The organism is Vibrio sp. 10N.261.45.E2 (assembly GCF_002875705.1).
GTDB lineage: Bacteria > Pseudomonadota > Gammaproteobacteria > Enterobacterales > Vibrionaceae > Vibrio.
Window position 1 is genome coordinate 1 of record NZ_MCZZ01000080.1, and the last position, 19,816, is coordinate 19,816.

Genomic DNA, 19,816 nt, shown 5'->3' on the forward strand with positions numbered 1-19,816 from the left:
GCTTATCCGAACGGCATTAACTACATTGAGCGGGCTTTCTATAAATCGTACAGTCTAACGTTTCAATTAGTCAGCTGTTTAAGGCTTTAGCCTCGATTCTCGTTTGAGAAATCCTAGCTTAGTCGAAAAGACCTAGGTTTTCTTTTGCGTATGCTTCAAATTCTGTGCAGCCGCCGATGTGGTCTTGGTCGATGAAGATTTGTGGCACTGTGTCTACAGGCTTACCAACAGTCTTCTCTAGGTCAGCTTTGCTGATGCCTTCAGCGTGGATGTCAACGTAACGGTAGTTGAAGTCATCACGTTTAGCTTTAAGAGTTTCAGCATGCTCTTTTGCACGAACACAGAATGGGCAAGCAGGGCGACCAAAAATAACTACAAACATTTAATTTCTCCTAAATACGGAATGAGGCTCGTTAACTCTATTATGTTAACTATTCTTTAGTGAATGCCACTCAAAATTTCTTAAAACCAACTATGCCTCAATGCCATGGGGAAATAAAGATGGAATTACCTCTTAATACAATAGGTTTTGTCTATCAGAGCAAATAATAGTCACAAAAAAGATCCATGCTGATTTCTGATGGGTATCTAGATTGATTACCCTTAGTTTAAGAGTGTGAATTACCCCTAAGAATAAGACTTTAATCCATCTTTAATGCGACAAGTTGCACCTCGTCAAAAAAAGCGCATACAGAACGAGGCATCTTAATACTGATGCACGACATAAAGGCTAAATTACAACAACCAAGAGTTCGCAGTTTTGTTCAGTCATAGGCGCAGGAGGCACCATGTTTCAATTTATGACATCTACAAAGATCATCTTTGGTGATGGAGCACTGTCTGCTTCATTGTCTCTCTTTAATCAATACGGTTACAGCGTGCTATTGGTTACTGGTAATACATTAGAACGCACCTCAATTGTTACTGATTATCTCGATGCACAGAGTATGCGTCATCAGCACATTGCCGTTTCCGGCGAACCTAATATCAAAATGGTTGAAGAGGCGGCGATCTCTGCACGACGGTTTAAGCCCGATATGGTCGTTGCTATGGGCGGCGGCAGTGCGATTGATATGGGCAAAGCGTTAGCCGCGGTTTTACCTAATCAAGGTAACTTGTATGATTATGTTGAAGTCGTCGGACGTAATGTTCCTCTAAAAACCAAACCTCTCCCGTTTATCGCTATTCCAACTACTGCGAGCACTGGTGCAGAAGTGACCAAAAATGCGGTTCTGAAGTCTGGGCAAGACCAAGTAAAAATCAGCCTTAGAAGCCCAGATATGTTGGCTGATGTTGCGATTGTTGACCCAACCTTAACTCATGGGACAAGTCTGTACCTATCTGGACGAGGCGCGATGGATGCCTTTACTCATCTAATGGAAGCCTATGTGTGTGGTGAACCAAACCCGTTAACCGATATGATTTGTGAGGAGGGGCTGCGTAAGTTGAGTTGCTCGGTGGTTAAAGCGTGCGTTTATGATGAGCCTCAAGCGCGTTCTGATCTCGCTTTCGCTTCTATGCTTGGTGGCATGGCGATAACAAATGCCAAGCTTGGTGCGGCTCATGGCTTAGCCTCTGCATTAGGTGGCAAGATCTCCGCGCCTCACAGTGTGATTAGCGCGCGCCTAGCGCCATTTGTGATGTTAGAGAACATAGCAGTCGCGAAAGAGCAGCAAAGAAGCGACATTCTAGCGCGTTATCAGCGAATCGCTCAGATAGTGACTGGCAAGGTAGAAGCAAAAGAAGAAGACGCAATTGCTTGGTTATCTGAAGTGCTAGATACGCTTAAGTTACCCAACTTGCTGGAGTTTGGTGTTTGTGAAGCCCAGTTTGATGAGGTGTCTGCCGATGCCCTCAAGTCAGTAGCGATTAAAGGAAACCCTTTACCGTTGAACCAAGAGAGGCTAGTACATATTCTTAAGCAGGTTTGCGAGAAGTGCAGTTGTGGAGAGAGGGATCATGAGACTATTTCGATCAATCCAATTGGGCAAGAGCCCGCTGCTGAGTCGAGTTTCACCATTATTAACTCTTATGCCTCAGAGAATAGCGTGGTGGAGAAGGGCAATAGCTGGACAATCTAAAACGGCGAACAAGCACAGTTAAAACAAAAACGGAGCCATAAGGCTCCGTTTTTACAATGAATCTACAGTTAGTTTAGAACTGAGAATATTTCTCGTAGCGAGAATCACGCAGTGACTCTTTCACACGTTTTAGATTTTCGCGGAAACCAGAACCACGACGTAGCGTAAAGCCTGTCGCTAACACATCGATAACCGTCATTTGAACAACGCGGCTTGCCATTGGCATGTAAACGTCAGTGTCTTCGGGAACATCCAATGAGATAGACAGCGAACTCGCTTTATCCAATGGAGAATCTTTTGCTGTGATAGCAATAACGGTTGCACCGTTTTCACGCGCTAAGTTTGCAATCTCAACTTGGCTTTTAGTGCGGCCAGTATGAGAGATAAGAACAATAACGTCGTTATCACTGCAGTTAATGCAGCTCATTCGTTGCATCACGATGTCTTCGAAACATGTGATTGGGATATTAAAACGAATAAACTTGTTTTGAGCATCTTTGGCGACAGCAGAAGAGGCACCCAGTCCGAAGAACGAAATGCGTTTTGCTTGAGTCAACAAGTCAACCGCACGGTTTACTTGCATCGCATCTAGGCTGTTTTTAGCAACGTCTAGACAAGCCATAGTTGATTCGAAAATCTTATGCGTGTAAGCATCTGGACCATCATCTTCTTCAACATTACGGTTCACATAAGGTGTGCCGTTCGCCAAGCTTTGAGCTAGGTGAAGTTTGAAGTCAGGGAAGCCCTTTGTGTCTAATCGACGACAGAAGCGGTTAACTGTAGGCTCACTCACGTCAGCCATTTTCGCTAAGGTAGCAATGCTAGAATGAATTGCAGTTTGAGGGGAAGCCATAATTACTTCGGCTACCTTACGCTCAGACTTGCTGAAATTTTCCAGGTTTTTTTGTATTTTTTCTAATGTATTCATAGTGTTCACAAGGGTATAGAGAACAACTTGCTAGTTAATATCTTTTTCCAGGGGGTATGGCTGAAGCAAATATCAGTAAACACAAAGCCAAATGTATATTTGGTCTCGTAAATACTGCTGCGTCAAATAGATATCAAGCTAACTAGCACCATAGAGTCAGTATAAACCCAACATACTATTTACTAATACAAAAACACGGCATGAATGCTTAAGAATATGACAAACCTCAACAAAATTTTAGAAAAGTACAGAATTGGAAGAGGGTTTGAGCAAAAAGAATGCAAAACGAGTATGAACTGACAGCTTAGTTACATCAAAAAGAAAGAAATTTTCAATTTGATGCAACTAAAATTGAATGACTATGCGTTGATTTGCGTAACCAGTTTGTTGATTTTGCCCATCAAGTTTGGTGCTAGTTTAGAGATCTCACGTTGTTCTTCAAGCATTGATGAAAGAATGTCATTGCCTGTTAGTGGGTTTGCTAGTACCACGCGGAAGACGATGATTGGCTGATGTGCCCACGTTTCAGGATTTAAGCGCGTACGCGACACGAAAGACTTACCTGTTTCACGCTGCTTCTTCTGAATAAACTTAGTGAGCTCATTGAGTAACTCATTCAACTCGCCACGCTCGGTCGCCTCAGCTTTAAGCAGTGCTGCTTTGACAGACTCCGGCACATAGCGATATGTCAGTAGGCAAAGTTCAGGCTCAGAAACGAGTTCGAAGTCATTCTGCTCTTTAATTAGGTCTGCAAAGTAGCGTGCTTTGTTGATGCTTTGGTCGATTAGCAGTTCGTATCCAGGGCGGCTAATGATGTGCATCGCAGCATAAACTAGCATTGCCATGCCTGAACGAGAACCCTCTAATGTATGGCTGCCTAAATCTTTTGATCCCTTACGAAGGATGTATTGAGCGTGATGTTCAATCGCTGTCATCGCATCTGGCTTCTTGAACAGAACCATGCCCGCACCCATAGGGATGTAAAGCTGTTTATGCGCGTCAATCGTGACTGAATCAGCTAGCTCAATACCATCAAGTAGGTGACGATGATTGTTAGACATCAGAGTCGCACCGCCCCAAGCCGCATCCACATGGAAGTGACAATCTGATTCGGCGCACACCTCAGCAATATCTTTAAGTGGGTCGATGTTGCCAGTTTCGGTTGTGCCAGCCACGCCGATCACGGCGAAAGGCTTAATCTTGTTCTGCTTAAGTTGTTCAATCTTAAGTCTTAGATCGTCAGTGCAAATGCGGTTGTCGTTATCCGTCTTAACCGATACCAAACCTTCTTGACCAATACCAAGCACATCTGCGGCTTTCTTAAGAGAGTAGTGACCACGTTCAGAGACTAAGATGGCGAGGCCTTCGTAGTCGTAGTGCTTCATAGCTTTAAACAAGCCTTCTTTTTCCACACCTTTGAACGAACCTTTTGCTTTTAGTGCATTGTTACGTGCAACCCAAAGTGCAGTAATGTTCGCGATGGTACCACCAGAACAAAACGCACCTAAAGAGTGGTTTGCACTGTGCATCCAACGAGAATAAAACTGGTCGCTATCTTGATAAATCAGGCGATGTAACATGCCCAGAACTTGACGTTCTAGGGGAGTGAAAGCTTTTGAGGTCTCAATTTTTACTAGATTCTGATTTAACGCAATCATGATTTTAGAAAGCGGCATCAGGAAGTACGGCAAAGCAGAGGTCATGTGGCCAATAAAACTTGGCGAAGACGTGTGAACCGAATGAGACACAAGAGAATCGAGGAGATGCTCAGTATGTTCAGAAACAAACTCAGGCTGCTCTGGGATATGAGCATTTGAAAAATCTTTCTCAATTTCACGCAGCGGCTTTTCTTCAGCCACAATATGTTCACGTAAGAATTGATTCAGGTTTCGTGAAAGTTTGTCTTCAATTTGAGTGAGTGTTGAATCTGGGCCTTCAGGTACTGTAAAGATACGTAGAAGACTGTCGAAGCTAACATCTGCTGTTTTTTGTTCCGTAACCATAGCAAGCGAGTTATTTTTTTAATATTGACGCGAGCGGGACAATCTAAACGAAAACGGGAACAATGTCCCGTCTTAATTATGAAATCCAACTTCTCATAAAAGCGCATTAAACCAAGGGTTATTTACACTTAATCGCTTCCAGTTTACTAATCGACTGGTTGTAACGCTGCAGTGCTGAGTCGATTTGCTTAGGGTGACTCAGCAGTTCTGCAAAGGCAGAGCGTAGTTCGTAGTTTTGAGCGTGAGGCGTTGATTGGCGGTCGTCGAAGGTTGTTTTCGCGATTTTGCCAAGCTCATCATCACGTGTTGATAGTGTTTTGATATCGTGTTGCTCTAGTTGCAACCAACCTTCTACCGGTTGCTCTGTAGCCACTTTACTTGAATCGTTTACAAGGTAGTAGTTTACCGCTGCGCGGTTAAGCTCAAAGTGGTGCTTGCGTCCTTCTAGGAACCACTCACTGACCTCTGTTAGCTCTGGATATTGCTCAGAAGTTAATGCAGCAAGGTCGGCATACCAATTCAAAGAAGCGTCGATGTACGCATCATATTTTTTTGCTTGGCACTGGTTTGTCTCAGACATTGAATCTGCTGCAAAAGAGAAAGTAGAAGTTGAAGCTAGCAGTAATGCGACGCAAAGGCGTTTCATAGTGGTTCCTTTTGTAAGTTTATTCTTTTTATAACTTTGTCGTTACAGGTTACCGTGACCGTTATTTGTTGAGCAATGACACTTAGTGCCTTTTTATTTCGGTAACTGTATCGGTGTCTTGGGCATTGGTATTCGAGTTGCATTCTAATCTAAAACAAACGCTATTCCTGCGATCTAGTTAGCAAGAGATACAAAGAACAACATCAAAATAGGCACGAGTAGACTTAAGATAAAGCCACTAACAATCGCGATAGGCACACAACGCACGCCACCTGTCGTTTGAATCACAGGCAAGGTAAAGTCCATTGCAGTCGCGCCAGCATAGCCAATAGAGGTGCATGGGTAACTGCGGATCAGCACTGGAATTAGTACCAAGGCAACTAATTCTCTTAACAGTTCAAGCATGAAAGATGCGCCGCCATAGACAGGACCAAAGGCGTCACCCATCAAGATACCAGCCAGAGAGTACCAACCAAACCCAGAAGACATTGCCAAGGCTTTAAACAGAGGGATATCAAGGATATAAGCGGCGATCACACCACCTAACATAGAGGTGATGATAATCGTGACTGCGATAACCATGCCGTGCTTATTGAGTAAGATCTGGCGAAGCGTGAGTCCGCTATTACGCAGTTGAATACCGATAAAGAATAGAAGAACAAACAGAATCCATTCGCTTGCGGTATCAACCCAATCAAGACCAATTGGCAGCACTAAGCCAGCGATGAGCCCTGAACCTACCACTAAGATAAGTTTGGCAGATTCCATCGCCATAGAAGAGAGGGGAAGTTTCTTGTTGCTACTGTCGGTTTTGAGTGGCAATAACTTATCAATGGCAGGCAGTGCCATTAGGTTACAAACGCTCAAGCAGACAAAGAAAGTGATGGTATAAAGAAGGATTGTCTGCAGGTTACTGCCTAGATTATCAAGTGCGGCTAAGCTTAGTCCCATTAACGCCAGAATCACGTAGATCAGACGTGAAGTCGATCGGTTGATAAATTCTAGCGTTTGAGCGTTCGAAATTGCAAAAAGATACCCCACGACGAGTGGCGCAAATATAAAGATCATCCCTGTAAACATGCTTTCCCCGTTGCATTTACTTCATATTACATTTACTTGTAATTTAACAGTGACTTAGAAGCCGCTAGTATTGATCACGTCGCTTAGCTTTGCATTAAAATCATGTTTGCTCAAGTTGCTTAACGTATAAAGCACCTCTGCACCAGTCACGTTAAGTTCCACTTCGTGATCATCGATGTTCTCATCCTTGTTTCTGAACATCAGCAGGTGGTTTGCGATTCGAGCGATATCCAAGTAAGAGACTTCACGTTTCTCGTGGTTATTGATGGTATTGCTGCACACATCAATAAAGTCGCTGTCAAAGCCCCAACGATTAAGTACCAATTTACTGGTAGCAGAACATTGGCCTTGGAAGATTTGTAGAGCAATGTCGTGATCTAGGTAATTGCCATTTTCGAGGTAGAGATGGTATTCGCTAACCAAACAGAACAAACCGATATCAGCCAGTAATCCAACAAGCAGTGATTTTTCATGTTCGAGGTAACGGTATTCAATAGGGGAGAGTTCTTTGAAGCCATTGGTCACCAGTACCATAGTGGCGCCAAGCTCTTTGGATATAGAAGCGCTTTGAACCAATAACTTATTACACTCTTTACTGAGGTTTACTGAGTGTTTGAGTTGCTCAATAGCTTGAGCTGTCACTATGTCACGCACTCGCAATATGCCAAGGCGTGATACCGCCGTCATAATGTCAACACAAGTAATATTGCGTCGGTTGAAGACGACGGAGTTAGCCACACGAATGACGATAGCTGTGAGGCCTGGATCTTCGAGTAAGCACTCGGCAACTTCAGCAATCCCAGTTGATTCGAGGGTACAAAGCGTTTGAATCTTCAGTACAACATTGGGGATAGGAGGAAGTGTTATTTTTCCCGCTGAGATAGAATGTCCAACAAGTTGGGCAAACTCTGATTCTAGGCCCTTTAAGAGAAGAGCCTTATTTTGTGGTAGCCAGAAAAACGATAAATGATTCATATAAAAAGTAAAAACAGGTCGGTCCTGCCATTTTACAAGCCACAATGCTGCGAGGCAATACTCACCCGTCTACATAACCTTTAATAATTTGAACCGGTGTATCACTAGGTGTCCAAATTCAAGCATGGTTTGATAGTTTACTGTGACGTCAATCATGAAAAACCAGAATACTCAATTGATTGATGTGAACTAAGTCCAGACTTATTTTTCTTTTCGAAGTATGATTTATTTAAAGGTGAAAAACGAAACCATAATATTCACCTATAGAATAACAAAATAGATTTAAAATTTTTCGCATAACAAGCTGCTTGTCTGGTGATCAACCTAATCGGGGTAATTTGATTAAGGATCAACGGATATGACCGAGACAGCATTTATTAATTACGTGAATCAATTTGGTGAGCATCAAAAACGTTCTATGTTCGGAGGTATTGGCCTCTTTCAAAATGACGCTATGTTCGCTTTATTGAGTGAAGGTTGTTTATTCATTAGAGGTGGAAAGTCATTAGATAAAAAACTGACCGATCTTGATTGTGAAAAGTATCGTCATGTAAAAAAACAGACAACAGCTACCGTTAATTACTACGATATTACTGACTTGTTTACATGCGAACATCCTGAATTGGATAGCATTATTCGTACTTCAATCGATAATTCAATTCAGCAACGTAGCTTTAAGAAGTCATCAGCTAGCCGTAGATTAAGAGATCTACCAAACATGCAGCTTACATTAGAGCGTATGGTTAAAAAGGCGGGTGTGGATGATGTTTCAACCTTTATGCAGTTGGGCGCGCCTGAAGTATTTAATAAGGTTCGTGAAGCTTACGGAAATGATGTTGACCTAAAACTACTTTGGAAATTTGCAGGTGCAATTGATGGTATCCATTGGAAACTGTTACAAGAGCCACGCAAGCAGCAATTACTAAAGAGCTGCCACTAAAGAAGTTTGCCTTATATGCTTAAGATTACTGTTAATAAATAAAAACCGAGGAATGTCCTCGGTTTTTTTGTTTCTGTCTTAGCAAGTTTGAGAGGCTAAGTGCTCGTTACGAGCGAGTTCGACTTTAAGTGTTAGTACTTGAAGCGAGCAGTGAACATCAGTTGGTCACCGTAGAAGTCGTTAATACGAGCTTCAGCGCCTAGAGAGAAAAGCTCTGTAGAGTGGAAACGCGCGTAAACAGAACCTGTCCAATCATCGTTGTCATCGATAGAAACGTAACCACCTTTACCACCCACTTCTAGTTGGGGACCAAGCCATTGACGAACACCAATGTTGATTTCCATACCGATATCAGTAGAGCTTGAGTTCTCAGGCTGAACGATACGAGCTAGCATTTCACCTGTTAGGTCTGCCCAGTTGTTTAACGGAGCGTGGAAACCTAGACCTACAGCTGAGTCGTAATCGCTTTCAAATTCTGAATCGATACGTGCTATAGCGTGAGCGTTCGGGTGAATTGACTTACTGAACGCACCACCAAATGTTACTGGGCTAGCACCGATACGTGCTTCAAAGTAATCATAGTTAAAGTTGCTCATTACCTGTGGTTGTTCATCAACAGCTAGTGCTTGACCAGAAGCCAATAGCATAGCGGTAGTAAGTAGAATTTTGCGCATAACGACCGTAAACCTATATTAGTGTTAATTCCTTTTGGTTTGAGACAAATCGGCAAACCATAAACATTGGGACAGTTTAATCTAACTCACGGAAAAGTAATCCTTTAAAATGTAAATCATTGGTCATTTAGTTAAAAAACAAGCAAATTAAGGATCAGTCTGTAACGGAGATCTCATGTTTTAGGGCGAATCAGAAAAATAGACAAGCGAATTATCCAAAATTTATATGTATTCGGACAGTTCTTATATCGGATGCCGCTTTTCTCAGTATCTATTACCAATTAGTGCTATTCACCAAAACTGGTGCGTTTATCCGCCATGGAAGTCAGTATGCGCTCAGTATCCAAGATCGAAGTCCAGTTAAGCAATTGCTTGTCGTTGGCGATGACATAGTCAGTCAATTGTTGAGTAATCGTGTCTCTCAATTGGTCGCCTTGCCAAGGTTTTGAAATATAGAAATCAAGCGCAGCGTGATTAATTGCTGTTACTGTATCTTCCAGCCCAGCTTGTCCGGTGAGCAGCAGCTTGCGGCTTGGTTTAGTCGCGTCGTGTTGGTTGAGTTCGATCAGAAAATCGATGCCGGTCTTTTCTGGCATGATGTGATCGCACAAGATTAACGCGAGCTTAATACCATCTTGTCCCATTTCTTTGATTACTTGCTTGGCTTCATCGACCGACTCAGCCCCTTCTACAAGAAAGTTCTCTTCAAATATCGCCAAGTCCTGAAGGACACTATTGAGAACTTCAGGTTCATCATCGACACATAAAATTAGGTACTTATTCATGAGGTGCTCCTTCTTGTTTGAATGGAAGCCACACTTGCATGTTTGTATGACTGCCTACCTCTGACTCCACCAAAATAAACCCTTGATGAGCCGAAACGATTTGTTGAGAAATGGATAACCCAATCCCTAAACCAAAGTTGCCTTCTTTTTTGGTTGTGAAATTTGGGTTGAAAATGGTGTTAATGTCTTCTTTGGCAATGCCGTGGCCAGTATCGGATACTTGCACCACAAGAAACGTGTCGTCACCTTTTGTGTGTTGAGAGGTGGTGATGGAGATCCTTCCTCGTTCAGAAAGGGCATCGAGCGCATTGGAGATAAGGTTCGTCCACACCTGTTGCAGCGAGAGCGACTGACACAATAAAGGCGGTAAGTCTGTGTCGTAATGCTTTTCGAGTTGGTGATGCTTAAGCCTGTTTTCAAAGATCACTAAGGTATCTTCAAGCCCTTCATGGATATCTGTGTAGTGGCGAACTTCTTCATCTTCGCGGGCATAGCTTTTTAGACTTTTAACCATGTCGGCAATACGCTTGCTGCATACTTGAATTGAGCGGATAGAGTTTCCAACATAGTGATAATGCTCTAAGTCATTGAGCAGCTCTTTGCCTGCGACAGGGGACTCTTTCAATGTGTTGAGAACCGTAGAGTCTTGGTTTAGGTTTAGTCTGACAGCTTTTTTGGCTAGCGCTCGATCGTCAATGGTTGAGGTGAGATGTTTTACGAGTTGTCTTTCTTGGGCTGTAGATAGTGGCTTGGCTAATTTTGAATGGGCGAGTACGTCTGTCCCTTTATTCGATTCTGGAAGTGACGAGTTTTCGAGTATCTGGTCGAGATGTTCAGACAAGGTTTCGATGCTTCTCAATATGGCTGCAATCGGATTATTAAGCTCATGTGCGACACCTGCCACAAGCTGCCCCAGCATTGCCATCTTCTCTTTCTCAATCAGTTGTTGGTGCGCAGATTCTAATGACTCTAATGTTTGCTGAAGCTTGATTTTATTGGTGATGCTGCGTTGCAAGCGTCGATTAAAGTGACGGAGCAATAGGTTGGTAAATAGCGGCAGCAGAGTGTTGTTTGAGTGCATCACCTGAGCAAAGCTATCTTTATCCAGTTTGATGACGCGTGTTTGCGTTAGGGTTATCGCGGTAGAAAACGAAGGCTCGCCCGTCACAAATGACATCCCGCCGACAATGTTCCCTTTGGAGTGGCGCACAACTTCTCGTTGTTGCCCAAGTTCATCTTTCTTATAAAGAGCCGCTTCCCCTTCAATGATCAGCCATAAAAAGCGATTGTCTTCGCCTTCTACTGTGAGCAGATGTTCGGGAGAGTAATCACGAATGGCCTTGGTTTTATCATCTTTCGAAAACACATCTTGTAAGGCATTGACGACACGTTCAGCGAGGGCATTATCAGATAGCTGGTGGTAGTCGTGAATGAAACCCGATTGGAAAGAGTGAATCTTTTGTTCAATGTGCGCCCTGAGTAGGCGCTGTTGATCCAAAGCATGACTGTAAGACAACAGGTTCTCTGAGTCGTATTGGATAACAAAAGACGTTAACTCTTTTTGCGCTGACTTGAACAGAACCTGATCTTGAATCGGCTTGGTCAGGCAGTGATTGAGCCTGCCTTCATTGACTGCGGTAAGAATGGACTGAATGTCTGACGAAGCGCTGACTAATATCGTTCTAGCGGTATTACTATGGGGCAGCTGTTCAAGTTCAATCAGAAATTGCACGCCATTAAATTCGGAATGATGATGAGTGATCACCAAGGCAACAGTTTGGTGGTGATCATGGATATCTTCTAATGCGTGATGCGCGTCTTCTATGTTCTCGGCAGTATAAATATCGAATACAGAAGCCAACGGAGCCAGCTCCGAACGTATTCTTTCAATGCTAACCGGATTATTGTCCAAGCAGATAACAGCGTATTGATTCACAGCTCAACCTTAATAGTAGCGACGCTTCTAGCCTAGCAAGAACTGCCAAATAAGGATGAGAGCTAGCCGTTAATTTATTGAGGCAATCGAAGTATCGAGCAATAGACTGATTTAACTCAATGTTTCTTGTTTGCTACTGATGGGTTAGACTAAAAAAAATCGACTCGTGTAGAAAGAGAACTCATGGAACAGTTAAGAAAAATTGGTGCAATTGGCGGAGCAATCTCATTGGCACTTTGTTGGCCGTTAGCGGTAGGGCAGATCGGACAAAATGCGATTACTGATGGCGTTGCAAAGCTTAACAATTCGAGCATTCAAGCTGAGATCGTAGAATACGATAGAGGCTATCTGTCTTCCAATGTCACTACTCGCGTAACTGTGACGGATGAAAACCTGAAAGAGCAACTTGCAATTGATGGATTACCGAGTGAGTTTGTCATTAACAGTGCGGTTAGCCATGGTTTGGTGAGCCTAAATGCACTGTCGACGTTTGAAAATACCGATATTCTGCCCCTAACTCTGACGACTAGCACTGAGTTAAATGGCAACACTGACTTCAACTTCGAATTAAGCCAGTTCAATCATCAAGGTTCTGATGAGAATGGAACTTCGGTATCCATCACTAAATCGAACCTTTCTGGTCATGCGACCGTTTTAGGGCAGGTTGATTACGAGCTTTCAATTCCTTCAGTTCAAATGGATTTCGAAACTGGTGAAGAGGTAACGCTGTCGAACTTGAAAGGTGTGGGTTCAGGCCAACAAGCGAAAGGCTACTGGTTAGGCACGCAAAACTTTACTATCGATAGCTTCTTGGTTTCAGATTCTGCAATGCAGCCATTCATGACCATTGAAAACTCAAAGTACGATTTTGAATCGCACTTAGATGAAGCAACTAAGCGTCTGCGCAGCAACCTTAAACTGGATATCGCAAATATCGAGACCAGTGAAGGCCAGCTGAACAACCTAAATGTTGATTTTGAAATATCGAAGTTGGATAGCGAATCATTCGAGAAAATCTTCGAAATTTACCAATCTAATCCAGTGTTGTCGCAAGAAGACGTTGCAGAGATCATTCCATTTATCGATATCCTGTTTGCTAAAGGGTTCGATCTTTCAATGAACAATATGTCGCTAGAGCTTGGCAAAGGTCAGTTCGAATCTAAATGGTTGATGAGCGTACCGGAAGGAACAGACAACATCAGCAGCAACCCTTCAATGATCATGCCTGCATTAACGGGTAACCTTCACTCTAGCTTCTCAAATGAGCTTGTTGAGGAATACCCATTCATCCGTGAAGGTATCGATGAGTTACTTGTGATGGAAATGATCAAGCAAACAGAAAGTGGTTATGAAATCAGTGCTGACTTAGAAAATGGAAACCTAGTGTTCGAAAATGGACAAGAAATTCCATTAATTACCCTACTTATGCCTGTTTTTGTTCAATAAACAGAACAGGATTGAATACTGGATAGGGTGATTGAGACGGTTAAGCTTAAACATTTTATACGGTACAAAACAAAAGAGGCCTTAAGACCTCTTTTGTTGTTTTTATGTTGGGTAAAACATGGTATTACTTGCATAGTTATTATTTAGCAGGAGCAATCATCCCCATGGAACTTACATTAGATAACGTATTCAACTTCAGTGCTGGCCCAGCTGCACTGCCTAAACCAGTGATGAAACAAGCGCAAGCGGACTTTATTGATTGGAATGGTTTAGGGACTTCCGTGATGGAAATCAGCCATCGCAGCAAGGAATTTATTCAAGTTGCTGACGAGTCCGAGCAGGACCTGCGTGATCTTCTGAACATCCCAGACAACTACAAAGTTCTTTTCTGTCAGGGGGGCGCTCGTGCTCAATTCGCTGCTGTTCCTCTAAACCTTCTAGGTGACGCGACGAAAGCGACTTACATTGATGCAGGTTACTGGGCAGAAAGCGCAGTGACTGAAGCGAGTAAATATTGCGAAATCGATGTATTCAACGCGAAGACGTCAATTGATGGCAAAGCAGCGGTTGTTCCAGCTAAAGATTGGAAAATCGATCCAGAAGCGGCGTATGTACATTTCTGTCCAAACGAAACCATCGATGGTATTGAAATCAGTGAGCTTCCTCAAACGGACAAGCCAATCGTTGCGGATATGTCATCTAACATTCTGTCTCGTAAGATCGATGTGTCTCAGTACGGTGTTATCTACGCGGGCGCGCAAAAGAACATCGGTCCGGCAGGTATCTGCATTGCTATCGTACGTGATGATCTACTAGAACTCGCAAACGACGTGTTGCCGAGCATTCTTAATTACAAAGTACTGGCTGAAAAAGACTCAATGTTCAACACGCCACCAACGTACGCTTGGTACCTATCGGGCCTTGTGTTCAAGTGGCTGAAAGCTCAAGGTGGTGTTGAAGCGATGGAATTGGTGAATAAAGAGAAAGCAGCGTTACTTTACGATGCAATTGATAGCTCAGCTTTCTACAAGAACGATGTTCACACTGCAAACCGTTCTAGAATGAACGTGCCGTTCCAACTGGCTATACCTGAACTCGATGGTAAGTTCTTAGAGTTGGCTGATGCCGCAGGTCTGAAATCACTGAAAGGTCATAGAGCTGTGGGTGGAATGAGAGCTTCACTTTACAACGCAATGTCTCTAGAAGGCGTTCAAGCTCTTGTAACCTTCATGAAAGATTTCGAAGAGAAATACGCTTAATGAATGACGGGGCTTTGACCGATAAATAGCTTATTTGAATTTTTATTGTGTCGAATGCACAGAACGAGATAAATGCCGCTTTTGCGGCATTTTTTTTGTCGTTAATAATAAAGGGTATGATATGTTGATTTGTTGTAAGAACAGTCGTTCAGAGATATGACGGATGTATCGGAATGAGCAAACTGTTCTCTTTAAGCGAGAGTATCAACTGTCTTTTAGCCGCTTTTTACTATATAAGGTGTCGCCCAAAGCTGAGCCTCTAAGTTATGTCTAGCGAGCGATATGCCGTAAACGATCCGGTTATTGATGGGGGATAAAGGCAAACGTCTAATTTTTACCACAAGGAACAAAGCGTGAGGTTATTGAGTCTATTTGCGATGTTATTTCCAGCTGTTGCTTGTTCGTCCACGCTTGAGATATGGGCTGGTATTAATTATGAAACGGCCGATTATGTAAAAGAACATATCGAAACGATGACTGACCATCGCGTGGAAATTCGTTCATTTGACGTCAACAGTATTCGTTCTGAACTCCTTGTCGCTGATCCTAGAGACAATACCTTTCCCGATGCCATTTGGGTTCCTTCTGACTTCTTGGGTCTTACTGAATACATCGAATTAGCGACGCTTCCAGATGCCTGGGTCGACACCCAACGATATGAGAAAAAAGCACTCGATGCGGTGGTCATCAATGGTGAGCTTAAGGCGTTACCTGTTGGTATTGGAAACCAGGTCGTTTTGTATTCGAGAAAGCCTCAAACGAAAGCCGTAACATGGGAGAGCTTGATTGAACGCTCTGCTCAATCTAATCAAATAAGTGTGCTTTTCCCCAATCCAAATATGTATTTCTATTTAGCGTTCTATCAGCTTTTTTCTGAAGACCTATTATCGTCGCAGAATATTAACGGTGAAGGGTTAGTTGCCATTTTTGATTTCATCGACATGTTGCAGCAGAAAAAAGTCATCGAACCATCGTGCAGTGACACTTGTGCGAGGCAAGGATTTATCAATGGGGAAGTCGATTTTTTGATTGATGGCGACTGGGCTTTTAGCGAGCTTGATGCCGCTTTTGGTCAAGACTTATACATTAATCCGTTGCCTACTTACCGTGGGGAAAGTATGTCTTCATTTAGTGGTGCTAAGATTTTTGCTGTTACAGAAAAAGGCATGCAAAACCCAGCTAAAAAATTAGCGTTGAAAGAGGTGATTCAATATCTGCAATCAAACAGCTTCACCTATTTAGCCCATTCTAATGCCATGGTTTCGCCGTTTTATGAGGTTAACCAACGCCGTGTTGAAGAAGGTAACCAAACCTTTTCAAATATGTACGATGAGTTTCAAGCATCGCAAATGATGTCGAGTGATTACATGATGGCGATCGTTTGGGAGGCGTCAGCGAGGGCGTATCAGCGTTACAAGTCAGGGATGCCAAAGAGTGAACTGCATCAGTTTTACAATGATTTTGTTCAATACTACTCGGCGAATATGAGGGTAAGTGATTGAAGTTATCCTTAAAGTACACTATGGGCTTGGTGTTGTTGGCATGTTCAATGCTCCCTGTTTACCTCGCGGGGCAGTTGATCCTCAATAAACAAAATCAAAGCTCTTTAGAGCAAAAAGAGACCAAGCTAGACAATTCTACGACGGGTATTCGTCAAACTGTACAAGAGCAAATCAAATTAACAGCGAACCTAACCCAATGGTATTCGCAAGATCGCTCATTGATTAAAGCGGGTGGTAACATCTTTTTCTCGAGTGTCGTTTGGGACAAGATGGATAACTTCAATGCGCTGGCGGAGAGTGTGTCCGCGACTTATATTCTGGATAAAAACTGGAAGCCCATTTATGACAGCAAAGGCAGTTTGTACCACTTTGAGCAAAGCCAGTTACTAGAAAAGTTGAAGCGTACCCAATCGGTTTATGGGCAAGGAAAATTGTTCCATACCGAGTTTACCGAGACTGAGTTAGCAGATGATGCGACTACGGGGATCGCATTTGTCGCGCCGGTCTTACCTTATCGTTTGATTGAAGGCTCCACATATACGCCACAGGGCTATCTTGTCGTTCTAATGGGGTATGACAGGCTTAACACTAAAGTAACGCCTTTCCTGTACCAAAATGAGTCGGTTGAGTTCAACTATGTTGATTCGAATGAAAAGCAATCTTCTGAACAAAGTGCCAATCTTATTTCTATCGACAGCAAACTTTTTACCGACAAGTTAGTGCTGAACGTCAAACATCATATTTCTGACAACGCACGCCTACTAGAGATGCAACAAGCACAGGTTGTCTTTGTCAGAATCTTGATGGCGACGCTTGCCATCGCAATTGTGTTTGCTCTATTCCTAAGCCGTTGGTTCTCAGGACAGCTGAATCTACTTACTGAATCTGTTCAGTCGTATTCGCATAACCAATCACCTGTTCATAGTGTGGATGAACATCGCTTTACAGAGTTCTCTACACTGAGTCGTTTATTGGAAGCGATGTGGGGTCGCATACAGCACCAAGTCCGCGAGCTGACCGAGAGCAACGATAAACTTGAAAGATTTAATATTCAGCTCGAGGACTTAGTTGAAGAGAAAACCAGCAAGCTGACGTATTCGTTGGCGCGTGAAGAGTCTCAAAAACATCGAATTTTGAAGATAGTGCAGTTTGCATCATCGAGACAGACGGCTGAATATCGGTTGATCCCTCAAATGGTCGAGCAAGAGTTAAAGACCTTGCTTGCTCAACATGCGATTCAGTTTCATTTTAACCAGACTAGTGAAGCTGACTTGATACTCTGTGATTCACAGGGATTGGCAATTGGCTATTTTTGTTCAAGTTCATTTGATTTGCTCAGTGAAGAAGATCTTTTGATTTTTGACTTGTACCAAAAACAGTTAGCAGGTTGGATAGAACTCGAAAATATCACGCGGATCAACATGCCCACTGGCTGTTTGAATCGAAAAGCTTTCAATGAAGATCTTGAATTTAGCAAACGAAAGATGAACCACAATCTACATCAGCTTTCTTTACTCATTATTGATATCAACGGTTTAAAAACGACGAATGATGTTCACGGACATGAAGTTGGGGATGAGCTGATACAACGCTGTGTAGACGTGATCCGCCACGAATTGACACCTGCTAGTAATCTATATCGTTTGGGTGGTGATGAATTTGCGGTGCTTACCTTAACGTCGGGTGAGTCGAATTCCCTCAACGTCGTAGAGATGGCTGAGCAGCTGTACATTGCCCAAGAGCAGCAGAACATCGAGACTAAAATGGGTATCTCTGTTCCGGTCAGGTTCTCTATAGGTGTCGCTTCTAGTGAATCAACAGACGTTGAGCAATTGTTCACGGTCGCTGATGAAAATATGTACCAGAAAAAACGTAGTTACTACCAAACTTTGTCTATGGTAGGGAAGTAACATTGTTAGTTATCCTTATATCCCACACTGGCTTGCTAGGTTACCATGCTCGTAGTAGTGAATTAAGCCAAGGGTGATATCGCCTTATTTCACGAAATTCAGCAAATGTGTTATTCAGTAATAAAGTTTCCAGCAATAAGGAAGGGATATGAAGAAGTTAGGTGTAATCAACAGCGTATTGGTAGGTAAAACCGTTGCCTTTGCACATGGTACACAGAGTGCCATCGACAAACAGGTTTTATCTGAGCGTCAACACGCCACAGAGCTTGGCTTTACTCACGATGAACAAGGCGACCCTCGTTTTCATGGTGGCATTCAAAAAGCACTTCATATCTACCCAAGTGAACACTACCCAGTTTGGGAAAAAGATTTGGGCAGCAAAGTGATCTTTCAAACTGCGGGCGCATTTGGTGAGAACTTAAGTTCAAGCGGCGTTACTGAGTCGACTATCTGTTTAAAAGACAAGATTCGGATTGGTTCCACATTGCTGGAAGTTTCACAAGGACGCATGCCTTGTTGGAAGCTCAACGTGCGATTCGAACAAAACGACATGGCAAAAAGGCTACAAGACACCCTTCGAACAGGTTGGTACTTTCGTGTCTTAGAAGAGGGCAATATTGGCGCGGGTGACGAGATTATTTTATGTGAAAGACCTTATCCAGATTGGTCGCTCGCACGCATCATGGGCGCTGTTTTCACGGGTAATTTAGATAAAGATCTGTTAAGTCAGATGGCAGAGCTTCCTTTGGTCGAATCTTGGGGGGCACTCGTTGCGCGTCGCCTAGAAACGGGTGAAGTTGAAGACTGGGAAATGCGACTAGTTGGACCGACAGCACAATAAAAACAGACGATAAAAATGATAAAGCCCACTCATTAGAAATAGTGGGCTTTGTGTTTAGACGTTTTGTTCAACGTATGTGTTGAATGCCAATTAGAGCCAGAAACTCTTCAGAGGCATCTCAGAGTCAAAGTGATGGGCAATCTGCGCTTGGAGTAGCTCTGCGGTCGCAATAGCGTCAGTTAATGCATGATGCGGCGTGTAGTCGGGTAGGTGGTAGCGACGACGGCTTTGTCCTAGTCTCACTGATGCTGGCTTCTTACCTTTTAGCTTATTCCACAACCCGCCCGCCAATTTGTTTTGGATCTGAGATTCAATCTCGAGCGTGTCGAGGACTGGGAACTCAATACCTTCACCGAGTCGTACTTTCAATGCATTATCCAAGAAATCACGCTCGATACGACGATAGTGAACCACCGGAATATGCCCCGCCATTGCTTGTAGTATTTCGTCTAATACTTCGCTCAGGTCTGGCGCGTCAATAATGTCATTGTGAGTGATGCCGTGAATCACGACAGACTCTTCTTCTAGCTTCTGCTTTGGTCTCAGAGTCCAATGTTTAGCTTGTCGTAAGTAAATACGATTGAGCGTAAAAGGAACTAGGCCAATGGTAATGATGCCGTCTTTGTTTGGGTTTAATCCCGTTGTTTCGAAGTCGACCGCTAAGAACATCACTTTTGAAATTGGCGTATCTGGCGCAGGAAGAGGCTGGCTATAAAAGTGCTTCAAGCGCTCGTCCCTCGCTCGTTCTAGCTTCTGAGCAAACTTAAATGGCCAATCGACCGCAGGTGATCTGAATAGTTTGTTCATAGG

17 protein-coding genes are annotated in these 19,816 nt (G+C 43.2%); 7 read left to right on the forward strand and 10 right to left on the reverse strand.

Going from position 1 to position 19,816, the window contains the following annotated elements:
* Positions 1–118 precede the first annotated feature (118 nt).
* Entirely contained in the window at positions 119–382 is a 264-nt protein-coding gene (locus tag BCT34_RS04125; protein ID WP_009847069.1) for a GrxA family glutaredoxin, read from the reverse strand.
* 406 nt (positions 383–788) lie between these two features.
* Here BCT34_RS04125 and BCT34_RS04130 point away from each other — a divergent pair, with 406 nt between their 5' ends.
* A complete protein-coding gene (locus BCT34_RS04130) occupies positions 789–2,081 on the forward strand; it encodes an iron-containing alcohol dehydrogenase (protein WP_076652885.1) in 1,293 nt (430 codons plus the stop codon).
* A 73-nt stretch (positions 2,082–2,154) separates the two neighbouring features.
* Here the strand turns inward: BCT34_RS04130 and BCT34_RS04135 are convergent, their stop codons facing one another.
* The 5 genes from BCT34_RS04135 to BCT34_RS04155 form a co-directional block, all read right to left on the reverse strand.
* Entirely contained in the window at positions 2,155–3,009 is an 855-nt protein-coding gene (locus BCT34_RS04135; protein ID WP_004734686.1) for a MurR/RpiR family transcriptional regulator, read from the reverse strand.
* A gap of 359 nt (positions 3,010–3,368) precedes the next feature.
* On the reverse strand, positions 3,369–5,012 hold the full coding sequence (gene panP, locus BCT34_RS04140) for a pyridoxal-dependent aspartate 1-decarboxylase PanP (protein ID WP_076652888.1): 1,644 nt from the start codon (positions 5,010–5,012) through the stop codon (positions 3,369–3,371).
* A gap of 118 nt (positions 5,013–5,130) precedes the next feature.
* The gene (locus tag BCT34_RS04145; RefSeq protein WP_017065407.1) at positions 5,131–5,658 is read right to left on the reverse strand and encodes a hypothetical protein; all 528 of its coding nucleotides are present in this window, start codon (positions 5,656–5,658) and stop codon (positions 5,131–5,133) included.
* A 174-nt stretch (positions 5,659–5,832) separates the two neighbouring features.
* Positions 5,833–6,738, reverse strand: coding sequence for a lysine exporter LysO family protein (locus BCT34_RS04150; protein ID WP_076652890.1), 906 nt, complete (start codon positions 6,736–6,738; stop codon positions 5,833–5,835).
* A 54-nt stretch (positions 6,739–6,792) separates the two neighbouring features.
* Positions 6,793–7,713 (reverse strand): HDOD domain-containing protein, encoded by a 921-nt coding sequence (locus BCT34_RS04155; RefSeq protein WP_076652893.1) that lies wholly within the window; start codon positions 7,711–7,713, stop codon positions 6,793–6,795.
* 358 nt (positions 7,714–8,071) lie between these two features.
* Here BCT34_RS04155 and BCT34_RS04160 point away from each other — a divergent pair, with 358 nt between their 5' ends.
* Positions 8,072–8,653: a TfoX/Sxy family DNA transformation protein gene (locus BCT34_RS04160; RefSeq protein WP_076652895.1), complete on the forward strand. Its 582-nt coding sequence runs from the start codon at positions 8,072–8,074 to the stop codon at positions 8,651–8,653.
* Positions 8,654–8,784: 131 nt separating this feature from the next.
* Here BCT34_RS04160 and BCT34_RS04165 read toward each other — a convergent pair whose 3' ends face one another.
* The 3 genes from BCT34_RS04165 to BCT34_RS04175 all read right to left on the reverse strand — a co-directional run bounded on the left by BCT34_RS04165 (position 8,785) and on the right by BCT34_RS04175 (position 12,048).
* Complete coding sequence (locus BCT34_RS04165; protein WP_017065409.1) at positions 8,785–9,327, reverse strand: hypothetical protein; 543 nt, start codon at positions 9,325–9,327, stop codon at positions 8,785–8,787.
* 287 nt (positions 9,328–9,614) lie between these two features.
* The gene (locus tag BCT34_RS04170; RefSeq protein WP_076652898.1) at positions 9,615–10,112 is read right to left on the reverse strand and encodes a response regulator; all 498 of its coding nucleotides are present in this window, start codon (positions 10,110–10,112) and stop codon (positions 9,615–9,617) included.
* A complete protein-coding gene (locus BCT34_RS04175) occupies positions 10,105–12,048 on the reverse strand; it encodes an ATP-binding protein (protein WP_076652900.1) in 1,944 nt (647 codons plus the stop codon). The genes BCT34_RS04170 and BCT34_RS04175 overlap by 8 nt, the downstream gene beginning before the upstream one ends.
* Positions 12,049–12,231: 183 nt before the next feature.
* Here BCT34_RS04175 and BCT34_RS04180 point away from each other — a divergent pair, with 183 nt between their 5' ends.
* From BCT34_RS04180 to BCT34_RS04200, 5 genes are all read left to right on the forward strand, one after another.
* On the forward strand, positions 12,232–13,494 hold the full coding sequence (locus BCT34_RS04180; RefSeq protein WP_076652902.1) for a DUF945 family protein: 1,263 nt from the start codon (positions 12,232–12,234) through the stop codon (positions 13,492–13,494).
* 164 nt (positions 13,495–13,658) lie between these two features.
* Positions 13,659–14,753, forward strand: coding sequence for a 3-phosphoserine/phosphohydroxythreonine transaminase (serC, locus tag BCT34_RS04185; RefSeq protein ID WP_076652904.1), 1,095 nt, complete (start codon positions 13,659–13,661; stop codon positions 14,751–14,753).
* A gap of 377 nt (positions 14,754–15,130) precedes the next feature.
* A complete protein-coding gene (locus BCT34_RS04190; protein WP_083702793.1) occupies positions 15,131–16,255 on the forward strand; it encodes an extracellular solute-binding protein in 1,125 nt (374 codons plus the stop codon).
* 20 nt (positions 16,256–16,275) lie between these two features.
* A complete protein-coding gene (locus BCT34_RS04195; protein WP_076652908.1) occupies positions 16,276–18,165 on the forward strand; it encodes a GGDEF domain-containing protein in 1,890 nt (629 codons plus the stop codon).
* Positions 18,166–18,313: 148 nt separating this feature from the next.
* Entirely contained in the window at positions 18,314–19,006 is a 693-nt protein-coding gene (locus BCT34_RS04200; protein WP_076652910.1) for an MOSC domain-containing protein, read from the forward strand.
* 90 nt (positions 19,007–19,096) lie between these two features.
* Here the strand turns inward: BCT34_RS04200 and BCT34_RS04205 are convergent, their stop codons facing one another.
* Positions 19,097–19,813, reverse strand: a complete 717-nt coding sequence (locus BCT34_RS04205) for a 3'-5' exonuclease (protein WP_076652912.1) — start codon at positions 19,811–19,813, stop codon at positions 19,097–19,099.
* Between the last annotated feature and the right edge of the window lie 3 nt (positions 19,814–19,816).